This is a genomic window from Streptomyces griseorubiginosus, from assembly GCF_001514195.1.
GTDB classification, from domain to species: Bacteria; Actinomycetota; Actinomycetes; order Streptomycetales; family Streptomycetaceae; genus Streptomyces; species Streptomyces griseorubiginosus.
In genome coordinates, this window is sequence record NZ_KQ948737.1 from 273,593 (window position 1) to 289,657 (window position 16,065).

A 16,065-nucleotide genomic window follows, 5' to 3' on the forward strand; every position below is an offset into this window, starting at 1 on the left:
TTCTCTTCATGCTCCCGCTTCCAGGAGTTTTTCGACCAGCAGGCCGATGCCCAGGAGCTGTCGGTCGGTGTTCCAGGGCCCGTCGAGCGCCACACCCACCGGCAGTCCAGGACCCGCCGACCGGACGGGCACGGTGAGACCGGGAAGCGCGGCGATACTGCCGGGTCCCGTGTTGCGGATGTAGGTGGGAAAGGACGGACGCAGGGCACCGTCGAGCCGTACACGCTCGGTGTCGGTGTCGATCCGTCCGGCGGGCAGGGGGGTGGTGGGGAAGAGGACGGCATGGGCTCCGGTGGCGCGGAAGATCCGCCGGTAGCCGTCCACGAGCACACGGTCACGGATCCTGAGGGCGGCCTCGTACGCACGTTCAGTGACTGCCCGCGGGAACACGACGTCCGCCATCGTCGCCTGTACGTGCCGGTCGGTGATCCGGTCCAGAAGTTTCGCGGGATCGGTATGGCCCGTGGCCTGGCCCAGATACTGGGGCAGCTGCCGGGCCGCCTCGTAGAGGGTGATCGGGAATCCGGCCCGTTCCTCGGCCGTCTCGACCTCCGGCAGCTGTACCGGCACGAGCCTGACCCCGGCGGTCCTCAGGACGTCCAGGGAGTGCTCCCACACCTCGGCGGTGCGCGGATGCAGCGGCTCGGTGAAGTGGTGCTCGGGGACGGCGAGCAGGATCTCGCGTGGGTCGGGTGCCTCGGCAGGGTCGTGGTCGGCGGCGAGGACGCTGTCCAGGAGGACCAGGTCCGCGACGGTCGGGGCCATGGGTCCGATGGTGTCGCGGGTCCACGACAGCGGGGTCACTCCCCCGGCCGGGTAACGGCCCCTGGTCGGGCGGAGACCGGCGATGCCGGTGAGCGCGGCCGGGACGCGGACCGAGCCGCCGGTGTCGGTGCCCAGACCGGCCGGCGCCAGACCGGCGGCGACGGCCGTGGCGGTGCCGCCGCTGCTTCCGCCCGCGAATCGGGTGGGGTCGGCGGGGTTGCGGGCGGGGCCGTACGGGCCGCCCGTGGTGGTGGCTCCCAGGGCCAGCTCGTGCATGTTGGTCTTGCCGAGCACGATCGCGCCTGCCGCGCGCAGCCGGGTGATCGCCTGCGCGTCGCGGTCCGGGACGAATCCGGCGAGCACCTCGCAGGCCGCGGTGTTGGGGAGCCCGGCGACGTGGATGTTGTCCTTGACCGCGATCGGCAGCCCGTGCAGCGGGCCCCGCGCGGGGCCACGGTCCGCAGCTGCGGCCTCGGCGAGAGCGCGGTCGGCATCGAGGGTGACATAGGCCCCCAGGTCGCCGGCCCGCTCCGCACGTGTGAGGAGTTCCTCGGTGAGCGAGACGCTGGTGAGCGTCCCGGCGGCGAGCCGGGAGAGGGCGGTGTGCATGGGCGGACCATAAGGGCCTCGCCGCTACCGGTGAACAGGGCTGTTTCGCAATGCGAGACTCCAGAACGGGTCTCCGGGAGCCACCCGCGACCCCGTTCCGGACGTGCCGTATCCCCTCTACGTCCCTCGGCCTACGACTGGACGTCTCATTGAGGTCACCGACGGCCCAGCTGTCTCGCATATCGAATCCATGCCCTGTCCAGGCACGAACGGCGGGCCTACGTTCGCGGCCACTTCCTCCACCCGCCGCAGCCCGCGACCTGCGGCTCAAGGCCCTCCGGAGCCCGCCATGGAACATCCCGCGATCAAGCCCTCCCGCCGCACCGTCCTCAGAGGCCTCGGAGTCTCTGCCGTGGCGGCCGCCCCGATCCTCTCCGCCTGTTCCTCCGGCCTCAAGGGCTCGGGCACCTCGACCGGCGACACGATCAAGATCGGTTACGTCAGCCCGCGCACCGGTGCCTACGCGGCCTTCGCCGAGTCCGACGCCTACATCCTCCAGCAGGTGCGTGCCTTCTTCGCCAAGGGGATCACCCACGACGGCAAGAAGTACGACGTGCAGATCCTGGACCGCGACACCGGCTCGGACCCGCAGCAGGCGGCCACCATCGCGGACGAGCTGATCTCCCAGCAGCAGGTCGACCTGGTCCTCGTCACCGCGACGCCGGACACGATCCACCCGGTGGCGGCCAAGTGCGAGAGCGAGGGCGTGCCCTGCGTCTCGACCATCGAGCCCTGGCAGGCCTGGTTCTTCGGGCGCGGCGGCACGCCGAAGAAGACCTTCACGTACACGTTCCACTTCTTCGACGGCATCGAGCACCTGGCCAGGGTCGAGAGCGACATGTGGCGCCAGCACGCCACCGACAAGAAGGTCGGCGTGCTGTGGCCCAACGACTCCGACGGCAACGCCTTCCGGGACAAGGCCACCGGCTACCGCGCGCAGCCCCCGACCAAGGGCTTCACCTTCGTCGACCCGGGTCCCTACGAGCCCGGCACCAAGGACTTCTCGTCGATCATCGCGAAGTTCAAGAAGGAGGGGGTCGAGATCCTCGCCGGCGTGCCCTCGCCTCCCGACTTCTCGACGTTCTGGACGCAGGCCGCACAGCAGAACTTCAAGCCCAAGGTCGCCACCATCTCCAAGGCCATCCTCTTCGAGTCGTCGGTGGCGTCCCTGCCGAACGGTCTGGGCAACGGCCTGTGCACGGCGAGCTGGTGGGTGCCGCAGTACCCGTTCACCTCCACGCTCACCGGTCAGACGGCCACCGCCCTGGCCGACGACTACGAGAAGTCCCCGCTCTCCAAAGGCCGTTCGTGGAACCAGGGACTCGGCCCCAACCACGCGCTGTTCGAGGTCGCCAACCACGTCCTGCGCAACGCGAACCCCAAGGACCGCGAGGCCGTCGCCGCCCAGATCGCGAGGACCAGCCTCGACACCGTCCTCGGCCACCTGTCCTGGACCGGCGGCGGTGCGGCCAATCCGGTCAAGAACGTCGCCACCATCCCCATGGTCGGCACCCAGTGGGTCAAGGGCAGCGGTGCGGCGTACGAGCTGAAGGTCATCAGCAACAGCTTGCTGCCCGAGGTCAAGCCCGACGCCAAGGCGGCGGAACTGTGACCGCTCCCCTGCTCGAAGTGGACCATCTCGCCGTGCACTTCGGCGAGTTGCGCGTCCTGGAGGACGTCGAGCTGACCGTCCCCCGGGGGCAGGCCGTCGGCATCGTCGGCCCGAACGGCGCGGGCAAGTCCACCCTGCTCAGCGCGATCTCGGGCGTCGAGCGCGCGACCGCAGGTTCCGTGCGGCTGGCGGGCCGCGATGTCACGCGCACCTCCGCGGCGCAGCGATGCCGGCTCGGCGTCGGCCGCTCCTTCCAGATACCGCGCCCCTTCGGCGACCTGACCGTGTTCGAGAACGCCCTGGTCGGCGCCGAGCGGGGAGCCCGGTTGCGCGGCGCCCCCGCCCGCGAACAGGCCCTGCGCGCGCTGGAGACCGCCGGACTGCTCCACCTCGCCAACAAGCCCGCCGGTTCCCTGCCCCTCCTCGGCCGCAAACGGCTGGAGCTGGCACGGGCCCTCGCCACCGGCCCCGACCTGCTCCTCCTCGACGAGATCGCGGGCGGCCTCACCGAGGCCGAGGCCGAGGAACTCGTCGCCACCGTGCTGTCCCTGAAGGAGTCCGGCGTGACGATCCTGTGGATCGAGCATGTCGTCAAGGCCCTGGTCCAGGTCGTCGACCGGCTGGTCTGCCTCGCCTACGGCCGGATCCGCGTCGACGGCGACCCGCACGAGGTACTGGCCAGCGACGAGGTCGCGGAGGTCTATCTGGGAGGTACGGCGGCATGAGCACGCTGCTGCGAGTCGACTCCGTCGATGCCGGATACGGCGACTTTCAGGCCCTGTTCGGCATCGACCTCGACGTGGCCGAGGGCGAGCTGCTCGCCCTCGTCGGCGCCAACGGCGCGGGGAAATCAACCCTGTTGAAGACCATCGCGGGAGCCCTGAAGCCCTTCCGCGGCACCATCGGCCTGGCCGGTGAGGACGTCACCGCCGAGCCCGACATCCGACGAGCCCGCAAGGGAGTCTGCCTGGTCCCGGAGGGCCGGCGCCTCTTCCCGTCGCTCACCGTCGAGGAGAACCTCCAGGTGGGCGCCGCCACCGGGCGCAAGGGCCCCTGGAACCTGGCCAAGGTGTACGAGGCGATGCCGCTCGTCGCCGACCGCCGTACCCGCAAGGCGGCCCGGCTCTCCGGCGGTGAGCAGCAGGCCGTCGCCATCGGCCGCGCCCTGATGGGCAATCCGCGGCTGCTGCTCCTCGACGAGGTCTCCCTGGGCCTGGCCCCGCTCGTCGTGGACCAGCTCTACACGGCGCTGCCCGGTATCCGCGCCGAGGGCGCGACCGTGATCCTGGTCGAGCAGGACCTGAACCGCACGTTCGCCGTGGCGGACCGCATCGCGTGTGTCCTGGAGGGCCGGATCGTGCTGACGGGCTCGGCGGCCGGACTCACCCGCGACGAGGTGACCGCCGCGTACTTCGGCACCGGTGCCTTCCCGGAGGTGAAGACCCCATGAACTGGCTCAACGCAATCCTGCAGGGCGTCCTGCTGGGCGGCATCTTCGCGATGGCCGCCGCGGGCCTGTCCCTCGTCTTCGGCGTGATGCGGATCGCCAACCTCGCCCACGGGGACCTGATGATCCTCGGCGGTTACGTCGCCTCGGTGACCGCCGCGCACTACGGCGTGCCGGTCCCCGTCACCATCGTCGTGTCGATGATCGCGGTCGGCGCGCTCGGCTACCTCGTCCAACGCTCCCTGCTGGACCGGGCGATGGGCCTCGGCGAACTCGCCCCGATGCTGGTCACCTTCGGCATCTCGGTCATCATCCCGAACGTCCTGGTCCAGGTGTTCAGCAGCGACGCGCAGCCGCTGCCCATCGGCTCGCTCGGCACCGCGAGCATCGACCTGGGCGGTGGCCTGGCCATCGGCTGGTTCCCCCTGATCACGGTGGCCGCGGCGGTGGCGGTCCTGGTCTCCCTCCACCTCTTCCTCTTCCGCACGCAGCCCGGCCGTATCGTCCGGGCCACGTCCGACGACCGCGCGGTGGTCCGCCTGATGGGCGTCGACAACCGCCGCGTGTACGCCCTGACGTCGGTCATCGCCTTCGCGACGGTGGCCCTGGCCGGTGTCCTGTACACGATGCGGCAGGGCGGAGTCACCCCCTTCGAGGGTCAGCTCACCGTCCTGTTCGCCTTCGAGACGGTGATCATCGGCGGTCTCGGCTCGCTGTGGGGAACGCTCGCGGGTGGCGTGGTGCTCGGTGTGGCGCAGTCCGTCGGCGCCCAGATCTCCCCGGACCTTCCCCTGCTCACGGGGCACGTGGTCTTTCTCCTGGTCCTGGTGTTCCGCCCGCAGGGCCTGTTCGGCAGGAGTGTCCTCGCATGACCGTCCAGACAGCACCCGCCGCCGAGGCGACCGCACGGCCGGCCGTCCACCGCGGTGGCCGCGCGACCGCCCTGGGCCTGGCGGGAACAGCCGTCGTCCTCCTGACGATGGCGGCCCTCCCCTACGTCGTCGAATCGGGTGTCACGGCCCAACTGGTCAAGCTCTGCTACCTGGTGGCCCTGGCCTCCATGTGGAATCTGCTCGCGGGATACGCGGGCATGATGTCGATGGGCCAGCAGGCGTTCATCGGCCTGGGCGCCTACCTGCTCTTCGTCGTCAACGACCACGGCGTGAACGTCTACGTCGGCACGCTCGTCGTCTCCGCCGCGGTGGCGCTGCTCGCCTGGCCGGTGTCGTACCTCGCCTTCCGGCTGCGCGGCGGCTACTTCGCCGTCGGCACCTGGGTGATCGCCGAGGTGGTACGCCTGATCGTGGTCCGCTTCGACTCCCTGGGCGCGGCGAGCGGACGCACCCTCTCGGACGTCACCGCCGATCCGGTGCTGCGGCGCGCCTTCACCTACTGGCTGGCGCTCGCCGTCATGGCCGCGGCCGTGCTCGGCACCTACGCCGTCCTGCGCAGCCGGCTCGGCCTGAGCCTCCAGGCCATCCGTGACGACGACACCGCGGCCGGTTCCCTCGGCGTGAACGTCACGCGCGGCAAGCGGATCATCTACATCACCGCGGCCGCCGGATGTGCCGCCGCCGGTGCGGTGATCTGTGTCAACAGCCTGGGAGTGGCGTCGCCGACGCAGATCTTCGGGGTGCAGTACTCGGCCCTGATGGTCTTCATGGTGATCATCGGCGGCATCGGCACGATCGAAGGCCCCGTCGTCGGCGCGGTCGCGTACTTCCTCCTCGACAAGTACTTCGCGCAGAGCGGTGTCTGGTACCTGATCGTGGTGGGCGCGGCGGCGATCGTGGTCTCGCTGTACCTGCCGCGGGGGCTGTGGGGGACGCTGGCGCACCGCACGGGGTTCGCCGTCTTCCCGGTGCGCCACACGGTCCGGTCGTAGGCCCGACTAAAGCGACCCCTGCAGGGGAACCACCCGTCTCTGCGATTACAACGATCACCGAAGGAGCATGGTATGTGAGGGGAATGTAAAGGCAGGGGGGCAACTATGGTCGCGGGCGATGCAGTTGGGGACAGCGGGAACGGAGCACCGTTACTGGGCCGCTCCGTCGAGCTGGCCCGGTGTGACGCGCTTCTCGACCGCGCGGCGGGTGGCGCGCGCGGCACGAGGCGGCGCGGGGAGTTCCGTGACAGCGACCGTTCCCGGCTCGTCGACATCACCGGTGAGGCCGGCATCGGCAAGAGTCGGCTGCTCGGCGAGGTCTGCGCACGGGCGCGCCGACGCGGAATGACGGTGCTGCGCGGCAGAGCCACGGAGTACGAACGGCAGGTGCCGTTCCAGGTGTTCACCGACGCACTCGCCCACCTCGACCCGCATACCCCGGACGGCTTCCCGGAGACCGGGACGGAGGCGATGACAACCCTTCTTCAACGAAGCGGGGCGGTCGACCGATTTGGACTGCACCGGTCCACGGCCGGCCTGCTCGCCCGGCTCGCCGCCCCGTCCGGACTGCTGCTGGCCCTCGACGACGTGCACTGGGCGGACGCGGCGTCACTGGAGCTGCTGGACCATCTCGTACGCCATCCCCTGCACGCCCCTGTCGTCCTGGCTGTGACCCGTCGTGACCGCCAAGGTCCCGAGTCCCTCGCCGCCGGGCTCACCCGAGGCCTCGACACCGGCGCGGTCGTCAGACTCGGCCTGAGACCGCTGAGCGCACGCGACTGCGCCGAGCTGGCCGGCCCTGGCCTGCCGCCCACCGAGGCCGCCGCGCTGTACGCCACGAGCGAGGGCAACCCGTTCTACTTCCTGACGCTCCTTCAAGCCCGCCGCGCGAGTGCGACGCCCGAGTCCTCGGCGCCGCCCGGGCTCGGCACCCTGCTGCTGGACGAACTGACCGCGCTCACCTCATCCCGGCGCGCCATCGTGGAGGCCGTGGCGGTACTGGGCGACCACGCCAACCCGGCGATGGTGAGCCGGGTGACCGGACACTCCGGCACCGCGTTCACCGCCGACGTCCACGCCCTCACCCGACGCGACCTGCTGCGCTCCGCCCCGCAGGGGCTGCTGACCCTGCGGCATCCGGTCGTTCGGACCCTCGTCCACGAAAGCACGCCCTTCTTGAGGCGCGTCGAGATCCACGGGCTCGCCGCGCAGGAACTCGCGCGCGCCGGCGCCTCGGCCGCCGAGCGGGCCCACCACGTGGAACAGTCGCTGACCGCCTGGGACCCGGCAGCGGTGGCCGTGCTCGACGAGGCCGCCGCAAGCACCGCCCGAACGGCCCCGGCGAGCTGCGCCCACTGGCTCGATGTAGCCCTGCGCCATCTTCCGCACAAGCCCGAACACACCGCTCGGCGGCGCGAGTTGGTCCTCCGGCGAGCCCGCGCGCTGGCCGCGTGCGGTGGCCTGCGCGAGAGCCGCGACCTGCTCCAGGAGCTGATCGCCACCCCGCGGCGGTCACCCGACGGCCCGGCCACCGGAGAGGACCAGGGCCTCAGAGTGCGCGCGGTCGTCCTGTGCGCGCTGGTGGAGCGTCATCTGGGGCGCTGCACCGAGGCCGTCGCCCTGTTGCGCCGGGAGCTGGCCCGCGGCCCCGCTCCGGCCCACGTCGTCCGGCTCGGCCTGGAGCTCGGCTCGGCCGCGCCCCAGGACAGCGACACCTCGTACGCCCGGGTGCGTACCGAGGTGGAGGCCGCGCTCGCGGCGGCCCGGTCCACGGGCGACGAGGTCGGGGAGGCCGGCGTCCTCGCCGTCGCCGCCCTGGGAGAGGCGTACGAGGGCAACATGACCGCGGCGCACAGGCTCGCCCGCCAGGCCGCCGCCCTGGTCGACTCCCTGCCCGACAACGATCTCACCGCGCTGTGCGAACCCCTGGCCCGGCTCGGCTGGGCGGAGGCATTCCTGGAGCACTACCCGGACGCCGAGCGGCACGCGGAGCGCGGCCTCGACATCGCCCGCCGCAGCGGTCAGCTCTATGTCGTGCCCCACCTGCTGCTGTGCCTGTCCCATGTCCGGGTCCAGACCTGCCGGATCTCCTCGGCGCTGGAACTGGCCGACCAGGCCGAGGACATCGCCCGCGGGATCGGCAGCGACCAGTTGCTCGCGTTCGTACTGGCGAGCAAGGCGGCAGCGCTCGTCGCCGGCTGCCCGCCGGGCGATCCGCGCCCCCTCGCCGTCGCCGAGGAGGCGGTGGCCGCAGCCGGTAGCGGGGTGAACTGGTGGGCGTCCACGGCCTGGTGCATCTTCGGCTGGGCCGCGCTCATGGCCGGCGACCCGGCCCGCGCGCGGGACGCGATGCTCCAGGCGGGCGGCCCCGAACTGCAACGGATCCAGCCGTCGCTGCGCCCGCTGTACCTGGAGATCCTGGTCACCTCCGCGCTGATCACAGGAAGCTCCGAGGAGGCCCGGAGCTGGGCGGAACGGGCTCGGAAGGAGGCGGAACAGCTCGGGCTGCCGATGCAGCGGGCGTCCGCGCTGCGCAGCAGCGCCCATCTGCCGCTGGCCCAGGGGGACATGGCAGCAGCGGCGGACCTGTTCGCGGAGGCCGCGGCGGAGAGCGCCCGCTGCGGCGCGGCCTTCTGGGAGACCTACTCCCTGCTGCTCGGCGCCCCGCTGGAAGCGGCGGCGGGCCGCGGACGGGACGGCACGCATGCCTGGCTCAGGGGACGCCGGCTCGCCGAGGCGGGCGGCAGCGGAATGCTGATCGGCCTCGCCGACGCCACCCGTCCGCCCGGCGGCGGCCCGGAGGCTCCGTACGGTTCCCCGGCCCGCGCCGAACTCGCCGAGCGACTGGCCACGTTGACCGCCCGGGAGCTGGAGGTAGCCGAGCTGGTGGCGCAGGGGCTCACCAGCCAGGCCATCGCGGACCGGCTCTACCTCAGCCGTCGTACCGTCGAAACCCATGTCTCCCGGGCCTTCCGCAAGACCGGGGTCTCCTCGCGCACCGCCCTGGCGACGTTGATGGCCCGCCGCCGCGGTGGGAGCCGTTTCGGGGACGGTCGCGCCGACCAGGGCTGAGCCTGGTGGGCCGGTGAGCTGCCTACCTGACGTCGACGAAGTCGCCGGGCGCCGTCGTGGAGCCTGTCGTGGTGGTGCCTGCGAAGGCGAAGCGGTAGTAGCCGTCCGAGATGGCCTTGGTGGTGGCCTTCAAGGTGCCGGTGCTGCTGGTGTTGACCGTCTTGAGGGTGGTGTACGTGTTGCTGCCCTTCTTGCGGAACTGCAACTGCACCGGCTGGTTCGCGTATCCCGCGTACTTGCCCGTGGTCCAGTTGGCGCGGCTCAGCTTGCCGGTGACGGTGATGGTCCTGCCCTTCTTCACGGGCTCGGGGGCAGCGTTTGCCGTCAGCGCGGCGGCACGCTTGATCTTGGTCCTGGCAACGTCGTCGTTGTAACTGGCGTTCGCGTAGAGGTCGTAGGCGCCCAGGAAGAGCTTCCAGGTCCCCGCAGTGCCGTTGCCGTCCTTGAAGGCGACCGCGGGGTCGATGGTGAAGACCGTCTTGCAGCTGTAGCTGTAACCGCCCTCGACCGTGGTCTCCGTGCAGACGGGGTTGTCATCCGTCCCCAGGGCGCCGGTGATGGTGTCCGTGCTCGAACTGTCGGTGCCCTGCCACAGGAACGCCACGGTGAGAGCCAGGCCTTCCTCGTCGAAGGCGGTGAACGTGACGGGAACGGCCTTCTTGCCCGTCACACCGAGGACGACGTCCTTGCCGTTGTTGACGACTCCGTCCTTGAACGTGGTTCCGCCCAGCGCGTCGTTCGGCCGGACGCCCTGTGACGCGAAGGCTCTGAGATCCGGCGCCGTCCCGGGGCGCTCCGCCGCCTGTGCGGCACCCGGAAGAACGAGCGCCGGGAGGACGAGGGCGCCGGAAAGAACGGCGGTCGTGGTGTGCATACGCATGTGGTCTTCCCAGGAAGTGGTCGGGCGACCCTGCCCAACTGGCGTTGCGACAGGGTCTGTTGATATGGCGATGAGCTCAAGGCGTGGGAGAGCGGAAGACGTCGTCGATGTCGATGCTGTAGTCGGGCGTCGGGTGGAGATCGGTCGGATACAGGTCGGTCGGGTACAGGTCCGTCGGCTGGGAGCCCGGAGCGGGTACGTCGGCCGGATCCGCGGTGGGCTTGCCGTCCGGGCTGCACACCTGCGGTGCCGAGGGCTCGGACAGTTCGTAGTCGGCGACCCTCTGCGACCGGAATTCCACCGTGGTGCGCCCCCAGATGTCCTTGGTGCCGCCGACCCCGACCTCCTTGGGCAGTTCCCTGCTCGCCAGCGGTTTGCCCACGGTGATCGAGACCAGGGCTCCCTCACAGGGACTGCGGTCCGTCGCGTAGAGGGACGCGGGCAGGGCGATCTTCTGCTCGACGGCGGCGTCCGTACGGAGTTCGACGCGCTTCACCCGGCGGATGTCGAAGTAGTAGTCGGGCCGCCGCCCGTCCGAGAGCCGGTCACCGTCGTCTCCGTTCGCAGCTCCGTAGACCAGTTTCCAGAACTCGACCTGCACGGTGATCTTCCGGCAGAGCGGGCCGTTGTACCCCGGCAGGCTGTCCACCTTCACCACGTCGTCCCCGTAGGCCTCCTTGGGAGTGTCGACGAAGCGTCGGACCCACTCCCTGGATTCCTCGGCCGTCCACGCCTTGTTGTCGTGGCAACCGGACGCCCCGGTGGGATACGGCGGCGTGAGCGAGGGAGTCGGCGAAGGGCTCGGCGACTCGGAAACCCCCGTCGCGCTCTCGGACGGATCCCCGGCAAGGGAGGTGCCGTGGGCGCTCGAACAGCCCCCGGTGAACGGTACGGCGACGGCGAGGGCCGCCGCGACAGCCACGACGAAGTGCTTCGGCCCGGGTATGCGCCTCGACACGTACCTCACTGGTCGAACCAGTTCCTGGCTTCCGCGGAACTGAAGCCCCGCAGCACGACGAGAGCGAGGACGATGCCGGGGACCACCCCGACTCCGCCCCCTTGGAACAGGCCGAGCACACCGCTGAGCAGGCCCAGCGCCTCGATGACGATGACCGTGACGCGTATCCCGTTCGACCGCTTGCCCGCGAGAACACCGCACAGCAGGAGCGCCCCGGCGATCAGCAGCGACAGCACCGCCACGAACCGGAGCAGCCCGGCCCCCTCGTCCTGACCGTGGTCCACCGCGTCGTTCACCAAGGCCAGCAACAGGAATCCCGCGGCAAGGTTCAACACGGCCTGGACCCATACCCCCACCAGCGCCAGCCTGACGTTCCTCGGCATCTGCGCTTTCACGCTCGGTGTCGTCATGAAGGCAAGGAAACGGCACAAGTGTCAGGGACACGTCGGTAGGAGTACGTATTCATCTACGTATATGCCCTCACCGCCTGTACGCCGCGTGCTGCGGCGGAAGGTGCCTAGACGAACCGGCGCACCCATGACGACACCACGACGAGCTTGACGACCACTGCTGGATTTCGGCGAAGTCGCAGATAAGAGCCACTGCGTGTACGGGGTCGCCTCGTGGCAGAGCAGCGAGGCGGGTGGCAGCGCGGATGCGTGAGTGAACTCGTGCCCGCGTCGCCGAGGGACCGGCCGTCGCGACGAAGTAGCAGACGGACACGGCAAGCCCCACACGCCCCAGGCTGAATCCCGGACGAGGGTCCGGGAACGGGGCCGCGCTCTACAGCTGGGGTGCAGGACAGTCCCACCCGGCGCACACTGGAACGGTAGGCCCGAGAAGGCCTCGGACACGCCGCCCGAGCACTCGCTACCCGTAAGCGAAGGCACCTTTGGATCGCCGGGCAGAAGACGTGGAACATCCGGCGCGTGTCCATGATCTCCAGAACTCATCATCGGCACTGCCAGGTCGCAGCACGGTGCGAAGAAAGTCGGCAAGGAGTTCAGATGTCACAAAACACTGTCCAGATGGGCGTCATGCGGAATCCCTGTGGAACATGGGAGGACCATCTTGAGCTCCTCAAGCGGGATTTGGGTTACCGTCGGCGATTCGTGGCATCGGAAGCATTCATCAACCTCTACGTGCGGGAAAACGCCGACGCGGCATTCCGTTTGACCCCGGTGGTCGTTCCCGTCGTAGTCCACGTCGTCTACAACACCACAGCTCAGAACATCCCAGACGCAGCGGTTCACACCCAGATTGACGCGTTGAACCGCGACTTCGGCAAGGGAAACGCCGATCTCTCCACAGCGCCCCCGGAGTTCTCCTCACTGGCGGCTGACACAGGCATCCGCTTCCAGCTGGCCGCCCGGGACCCCTCGTGCAAGCCGACGAACGGCATCACCCGGACTCACACCGAAACCACGTCGTTCGACATCTTCAACACCGACGACGTCAAATCCGCGGCTACCGGAGGAGCAGATCCGTGGCCAAGGGACACGTACTTGAACATCTGGGTATGTCCGGCACTGGACGGGCAGGGCGGTCGCGGCACGTTCCCCAGCGCGCCCGCCGCCAGGGACGGGGTGATCGTCAACTACACCGTGTTCGGCCCCGGTGTCCCACCGTACGATCTCGGCCGCATCACCGTGCACGAGGTGGGGCACTACTTCCAACTGTTCCACGTGTTCCAGGGAGGCTGCGCGGACAACGACCAGTGCGGCGACACTCCGCCACAGGCCGACCCCAACTTCGGCACCCCGACCTTCCCGCACGTCTCCTGCCAAGGTGCTCCGCACGGAGATATGTTCGTCAATCACATGGATTACACCAACGACTCCACGAAGGTGATGTTCACCGTCGACCAGGCCGCGCGGATCCAGGCCACGTTGACCGGACCGCGGTCCTACCTTCTCGCATCCGACGGTTTGGTTCCCCCCTACGCCACCAACGCGGGCAGCCTGTGGTCGGCCGACACTCCGCGGGACACGGCCGTGGAGCCGGACCCGCTCACGGAGCCGATGTGGCAGAGCGAAGACATTTGGGTGCGCAACCAGAACGACGGCCGCATCACCCAGCAACACCAGAACCCGGTCCATCGCCCCGCAGGGTCGCAGCCGAACTATGTCTACGTACGTGTTCGCAACGCCGCCTGCGGGACACCCGCCGCCGGCACGGTGAAACTCTATTGGGCCAAGGCGTCCTCGGCACTGGCATGGCCGGATCCCTGGGACGGCAGCATCACTGCACCCGCACTGATGGGCGGGCTGATCGGGACCCAACCGACGGGATCCGTCCCGGGGCGCGGGTCGTCAGTGCTGGAGTTCCCCTGGTCCCCGCCCGACCCGGCCGACTACAGCATGTTCGGCGGCGACCAGAACCATTTCTGCCTGCTGAGCCGGATCGAGACCGCTGCCACCCCGCCGTACGGGATGACCTTCCCCGAAACTTCAAATCTCTACGACAACGTCAAGAACAACAACAAAATCGTCTGGAAAAACGTGGAAGTGGCCACCAGTAACCACTTCGACCTGCCGGGATTCGCCACGCTGGGCAATCCCCAACCCATCGAACGCGAGGTGCTGTTCGCCGTGCGTGCGCCATCGCTTGCCGGCAAGGACCCGTGGGGACACGTCGAGCTGGAAGTGCCGAACGAGCTGGCCGACAAGCTGCGGGAGGCACAACTCGACCTGACGGTGGCGAGCTTTGAGAAGGACACGCTCCTGATCCACAAGCTCGATACACCGATCGGCCCAGTGACAGTCGACAGTGGGCAGTACTACACGCTCGGTGTCCGGATCACAGCCGACACCGAAGCCCCGCTCTTCGGCCTGTTCCTCATCGACATTGAGCAATACGAGCGCCGTGACCAGAAGAACGTTCTGGTCGGCGGACAGCGAGTCGCCTTCAAGGTGCTCCCCCCCAAGCAGGGCGACAAGCAAGTACCCCTGGGGCGATGGTGGCACTCGCATGAGGAAGACCGAACGGACATGCAGATGTTCCGGCCGGAAGGTTATGAGTTCCCCGTCTCCCACGGCCGCTGGGGACTTGAACTACTCCCGGACCACACCGCAGTCGTCTTCGACATCGGAGCTACGGACGGCGTCGACCGGGTCGACGGCTATTGGTGGACCGACCATGACGATCGCGTCCTCATCGGCCTGGGTGACCCGGAGCGGGGTGACTTCGTATTGCATGTCCACGCGGCCGATGAGGAATCGCTCTCGCTGCGAAGGACAAGGATCGTCCTCGAAGAATGAGCCGGCCTCGGAGACAGTCGTTCGGGAAGAACGCCCGCATGTTGGGGTGGAACGTGAAGCCCCGGACCTGATGCTTCTCGACCAGGCGCCGGGCGGTCCGCACTCCCGTCCGCCCCTTCGCCGGGTCGATGCCGGCGAAGGGGATCAAGTCCGGGTGTGCCGCCGCCGCTTCGGCGACCTCTTCGTTGGCGATGGCCGGAGAGCCGGTGGTGGACTCGGCGTCCACAGTGAACACGACACATGCCATGTGCCGTTCCCGGTAGTACGCGGCGACCTCGGCAGTTTCCTGGTGCGCGGTGAACAGTTCGGATAGAGCGACGCCGTAGGTGGCCGGGACATGCGTCGCAGGCCACTCAGCGCGTTCGGTGGACGCGCACGGGCAGGGAGGCCCAGGAGCGGAGGGTGTTGTTGAGGTGCCGGCCCGGGGTCGCCGTGAGTTCGATGTGCTCGACGCGGGCGGCGAGCGCGGTCAGCAGGGTTTCGGCCTCCAGTCGGGCGACGTGCTGTCCGACGCACTGGTGGATGCCCATGCCGAAGCCGACGTGCCCCGAGGGATCCCTCGTGAGGTCGAACCGGTCCGGATCGTCCCATCGGTCCGGGTCGCGGTTGGCGGCGCCGAGGAACATGAGGATCTTCGTGCCCTCGGGGACGAGCGCGCCGGCGATGGTCACGTCGGTGGTGGCGGTCCGGAAGAAGGTCTGTACCGGCGACTGCCAGCGCACCGCTTCGTCGAAGGCGACGCGCGCCAGTTCCGGTCGTTCGCGCAGCCGCTGCCACTGCTCGGGGTGGGTGGCGAAGGCGTAGAGACAGGCCGCCAGGCCGTGCACGGTGGTGTCGACTCCTGCGGTGAGCAGGGAGCGCACCACGAGGGGGGCCTGTGCCCGGGTGAGGTCCCCGCGGTCGGCGGCGGCCCAGATCCTCGCTCCGAATCCGTCATCGGTGAGCGCCTCACGGGCGCATTGGGCGTTCACCCACGCCGACAGCTCGGCGACCCGGTGGGCGTCGGCTCTGACCAGGTCGTTGACAGGGCCGAAGGAGTTGAAGGCCACGTTGCCATACGGCAGGAGGTTCTCCCGGCCGTACGGGCCGAGACCCACGGCGTCGGGAAACACTTTGAGCGGAAACGCGCACGCCAGCTCGGTGAAGGCATCGAACTCCCCTGTACCGCTGGTGAGAACCTGCTCGACGAGTTCCTCGGCCGCCCGCTGCCAGGCCGCGCGCAGCACGCGCAGCGCGGAGGGGGCCAGAATGTCCCGCAGCACCCGGCGGGGGGCGTCGTGCCGGGGCGGGTCGGCCTCCAGCAGCACGCTGGGCGGACGCCACGGCTCCTCGTGGCGGAAGTTGGCCAGGCCCACCCCCGACCCCGACTCGAAGTGCTGCCAGTCCGCGAGTGCGGCATGCACCTCCTCATGGCGGGCCAGGGCACGTACGTCGTATCGGGAGAGATACACGACGGGGCCGGCGCCCCTCAGGACGCGGTGCAACTCCTCGGGATCTTCGAGGGCGGCGGGTGAGAAGACGTCGATGTCACAGACGGGCAGCTCGGCGGTCCCGGGCATGGCGGCTCCTGGCTACGG

The 16,065-nt window shown here is 69.5% G+C and carries 12 protein-coding genes and 1 pseudogene; 7 read left to right on the plus strand and 6 right to left on the minus strand.

Going from position 1 to position 16,065, the window contains the following annotated elements; all coding sequences use genetic code 11:
* Positions 1-6: 6 nt before the first annotated feature.
* Entirely contained in the window at positions 7-1,374 is a 1,368-nt protein-coding gene (locus AQJ54_RS19740; RefSeq protein ID WP_062239101.1) for an amidase family protein, read from the minus strand.
* Between the two features lie 289 nt (positions 1,375-1,663).
* On the opposite strand from AQJ54_RS19740, the gene AQJ54_RS19745 reads away from it, so the two are divergent.
* The 6 genes from AQJ54_RS19745 (at position 1,664) to AQJ54_RS19770 (ending at position 9,390) form a co-directional block, all read left to right on the plus strand.
* A complete protein-coding gene (locus AQJ54_RS19745; RefSeq protein WP_062239104.1) occupies positions 1,664-2,986 on the plus strand; it encodes an ABC transporter substrate-binding protein in 1,323 nt (440 codons plus the stop codon).
* Positions 2,983-3,711, plus strand: coding sequence for an ABC transporter ATP-binding protein (locus AQJ54_RS19750; protein ID WP_062239107.1), 729 nt, complete (start codon positions 2,983-2,985; stop codon positions 3,709-3,711). The genes AQJ54_RS19745 and AQJ54_RS19750 overlap by 4 nt, the downstream gene beginning before the upstream one ends.
* Positions 3,708-4,436 (plus strand): ABC transporter ATP-binding protein, encoded by a 729-nt coding sequence (locus AQJ54_RS19755; protein ID WP_062239111.1) that lies wholly within the window; start codon positions 3,708-3,710, stop codon positions 4,434-4,436. The genes AQJ54_RS19750 and AQJ54_RS19755 overlap by 4 nt, the downstream gene beginning before the upstream one ends.
* Entirely contained in the window at positions 4,433-5,305 is an 873-nt protein-coding gene (locus tag AQJ54_RS19760) for a branched-chain amino acid ABC transporter permease (RefSeq protein ID WP_062239114.1), read from the plus strand. The genes AQJ54_RS19755 and AQJ54_RS19760 overlap by 4 nt, the downstream gene beginning before the upstream one ends.
* A complete protein-coding gene (locus AQJ54_RS19765) occupies positions 5,302-6,318 on the plus strand; it encodes a branched-chain amino acid ABC transporter permease (RefSeq protein ID WP_062239116.1) in 1,017 nt (338 codons plus the stop codon). The genes AQJ54_RS19760 and AQJ54_RS19765 overlap by 4 nt, the downstream gene beginning before the upstream one ends.
* A 105-nt stretch (positions 6,319-6,423) precedes the next feature.
* Positions 6,424-9,390 (plus strand): helix-turn-helix transcriptional regulator, encoded by a 2,967-nt coding sequence (locus AQJ54_RS19770; protein WP_062239119.1) that lies wholly within the window; start codon positions 6,424-6,426, stop codon positions 9,388-9,390.
* A 22-nt stretch (positions 9,391-9,412) separates the two neighbouring features.
* Here the strand turns inward: AQJ54_RS19770 and AQJ54_RS19775 are convergent, their stop codons facing one another.
* The 3 genes from AQJ54_RS19775 to AQJ54_RS19785 all read right to left on the minus strand — a co-directional run bounded on the left by AQJ54_RS19775 (position 9,413) and on the right by AQJ54_RS19785 (position 11,638).
* A complete protein-coding gene (locus AQJ54_RS19775) occupies positions 9,413-10,270 on the minus strand; it encodes a hypothetical protein (RefSeq protein WP_062239122.1) in 858 nt (285 codons plus the stop codon).
* Positions 10,271-10,346: 76 nt separating this feature from the next.
* Positions 10,347-11,192 carry a hypothetical protein gene (locus AQJ54_RS19780; protein ID WP_248845391.1) on the minus strand — a complete coding sequence of 282 codons (846 nt, stop codon included), beginning with the start codon at positions 11,190-11,192 and terminating at the stop codon, positions 10,347-10,349.
* A 41-nt stretch (positions 11,193-11,233) separates the two neighbouring features.
* A complete protein-coding gene (locus AQJ54_RS19785; protein ID WP_248845392.1) occupies positions 11,234-11,638 on the minus strand; it encodes a hypothetical protein in 405 nt (134 codons plus the stop codon).
* Between the two features lie 702 nt (positions 11,639-12,340).
* Between AQJ54_RS19785 and AQJ54_RS19790 the strand changes: the two genes are divergently transcribed.
* Positions 12,341-14,488, plus strand: coding sequence for a zinc metalloprotease (locus AQJ54_RS19790; RefSeq protein WP_159055534.1), 2,148 nt, complete (start codon positions 12,341-12,343; stop codon positions 14,486-14,488).
* A 16-nt stretch (positions 14,489-14,504) separates the two neighbouring features.
* On the opposite strand, the pseudogene AQJ54_RS46755 reads toward AQJ54_RS19790, so the two are convergent.
* Positions 14,505-14,765: pseudogene (locus tag AQJ54_RS46755) on the minus strand (4-hydroxyphenyl-beta-ketoacyl-CoA hydrolase); the annotation flags it as partial.
* 76 nt (positions 14,766-14,841) lie between these two features.
* On the minus strand, positions 14,842-16,047 hold the full coding sequence (locus AQJ54_RS19795) for a cytochrome P450 (RefSeq protein WP_062239133.1): 1,206 nt from the start codon (positions 16,045-16,047) through the stop codon (positions 14,842-14,844).
* Between the last annotated feature and the right edge of the window lie 18 nt (positions 16,048-16,065).

Coding starts and splice junctions, on each gene's coding strand:
- AQJ54_RS19760 (WP_062239114.1), top strand. CDS start 4,433: ATGAACTGGCTCAACGCAATCCTGCAGGGCGTCCTGCTGGGCGGCATC.
- AQJ54_RS19795 (WP_062239133.1), bottom strand. CDS start 16,047: ATGCCCGGGACCGCCGAGCTGCCCGTCTGTGACATCGACGTCTTCTCA.
- AQJ54_RS19770 (WP_062239119.1), top strand. CDS start 6,424: ATGGTCGCGGGCGATGCAGTTGGGGACAGCGGGAACGGAGCACCGTTA.
- AQJ54_RS19785 (WP_248845392.1), bottom strand. CDS start 11,638: ATGACGACACCGAGCGTGAAAGCGCAGATGCCGAGGAACGTCAGGCTG.
- AQJ54_RS19740 (WP_062239101.1), bottom strand. CDS start 1,374: ATGCACACCGCCCTCTCCCGGCTCGCCGCCGGGACGCTCACCAGCGTC.
- AQJ54_RS19775 (WP_062239122.1), bottom strand. CDS start 10,270: ATGCGTATGCACACCACGACCGCCGTTCTTTCCGGCGCCCTCGTCCTC.
- AQJ54_RS19745 (WP_062239104.1), top strand. CDS start 1,664: ATGGAACATCCCGCGATCAAGCCCTCCCGCCGCACCGTCCTCAGAGGC.
- AQJ54_RS19765 (WP_062239116.1), top strand. CDS start 5,302: ATGACCGTCCAGACAGCACCCGCCGCCGAGGCGACCGCACGGCCGGCC.
- AQJ54_RS19755 (WP_062239111.1), top strand. CDS start 3,708: ATGAGCACGCTGCTGCGAGTCGACTCCGTCGATGCCGGATACGGCGAC.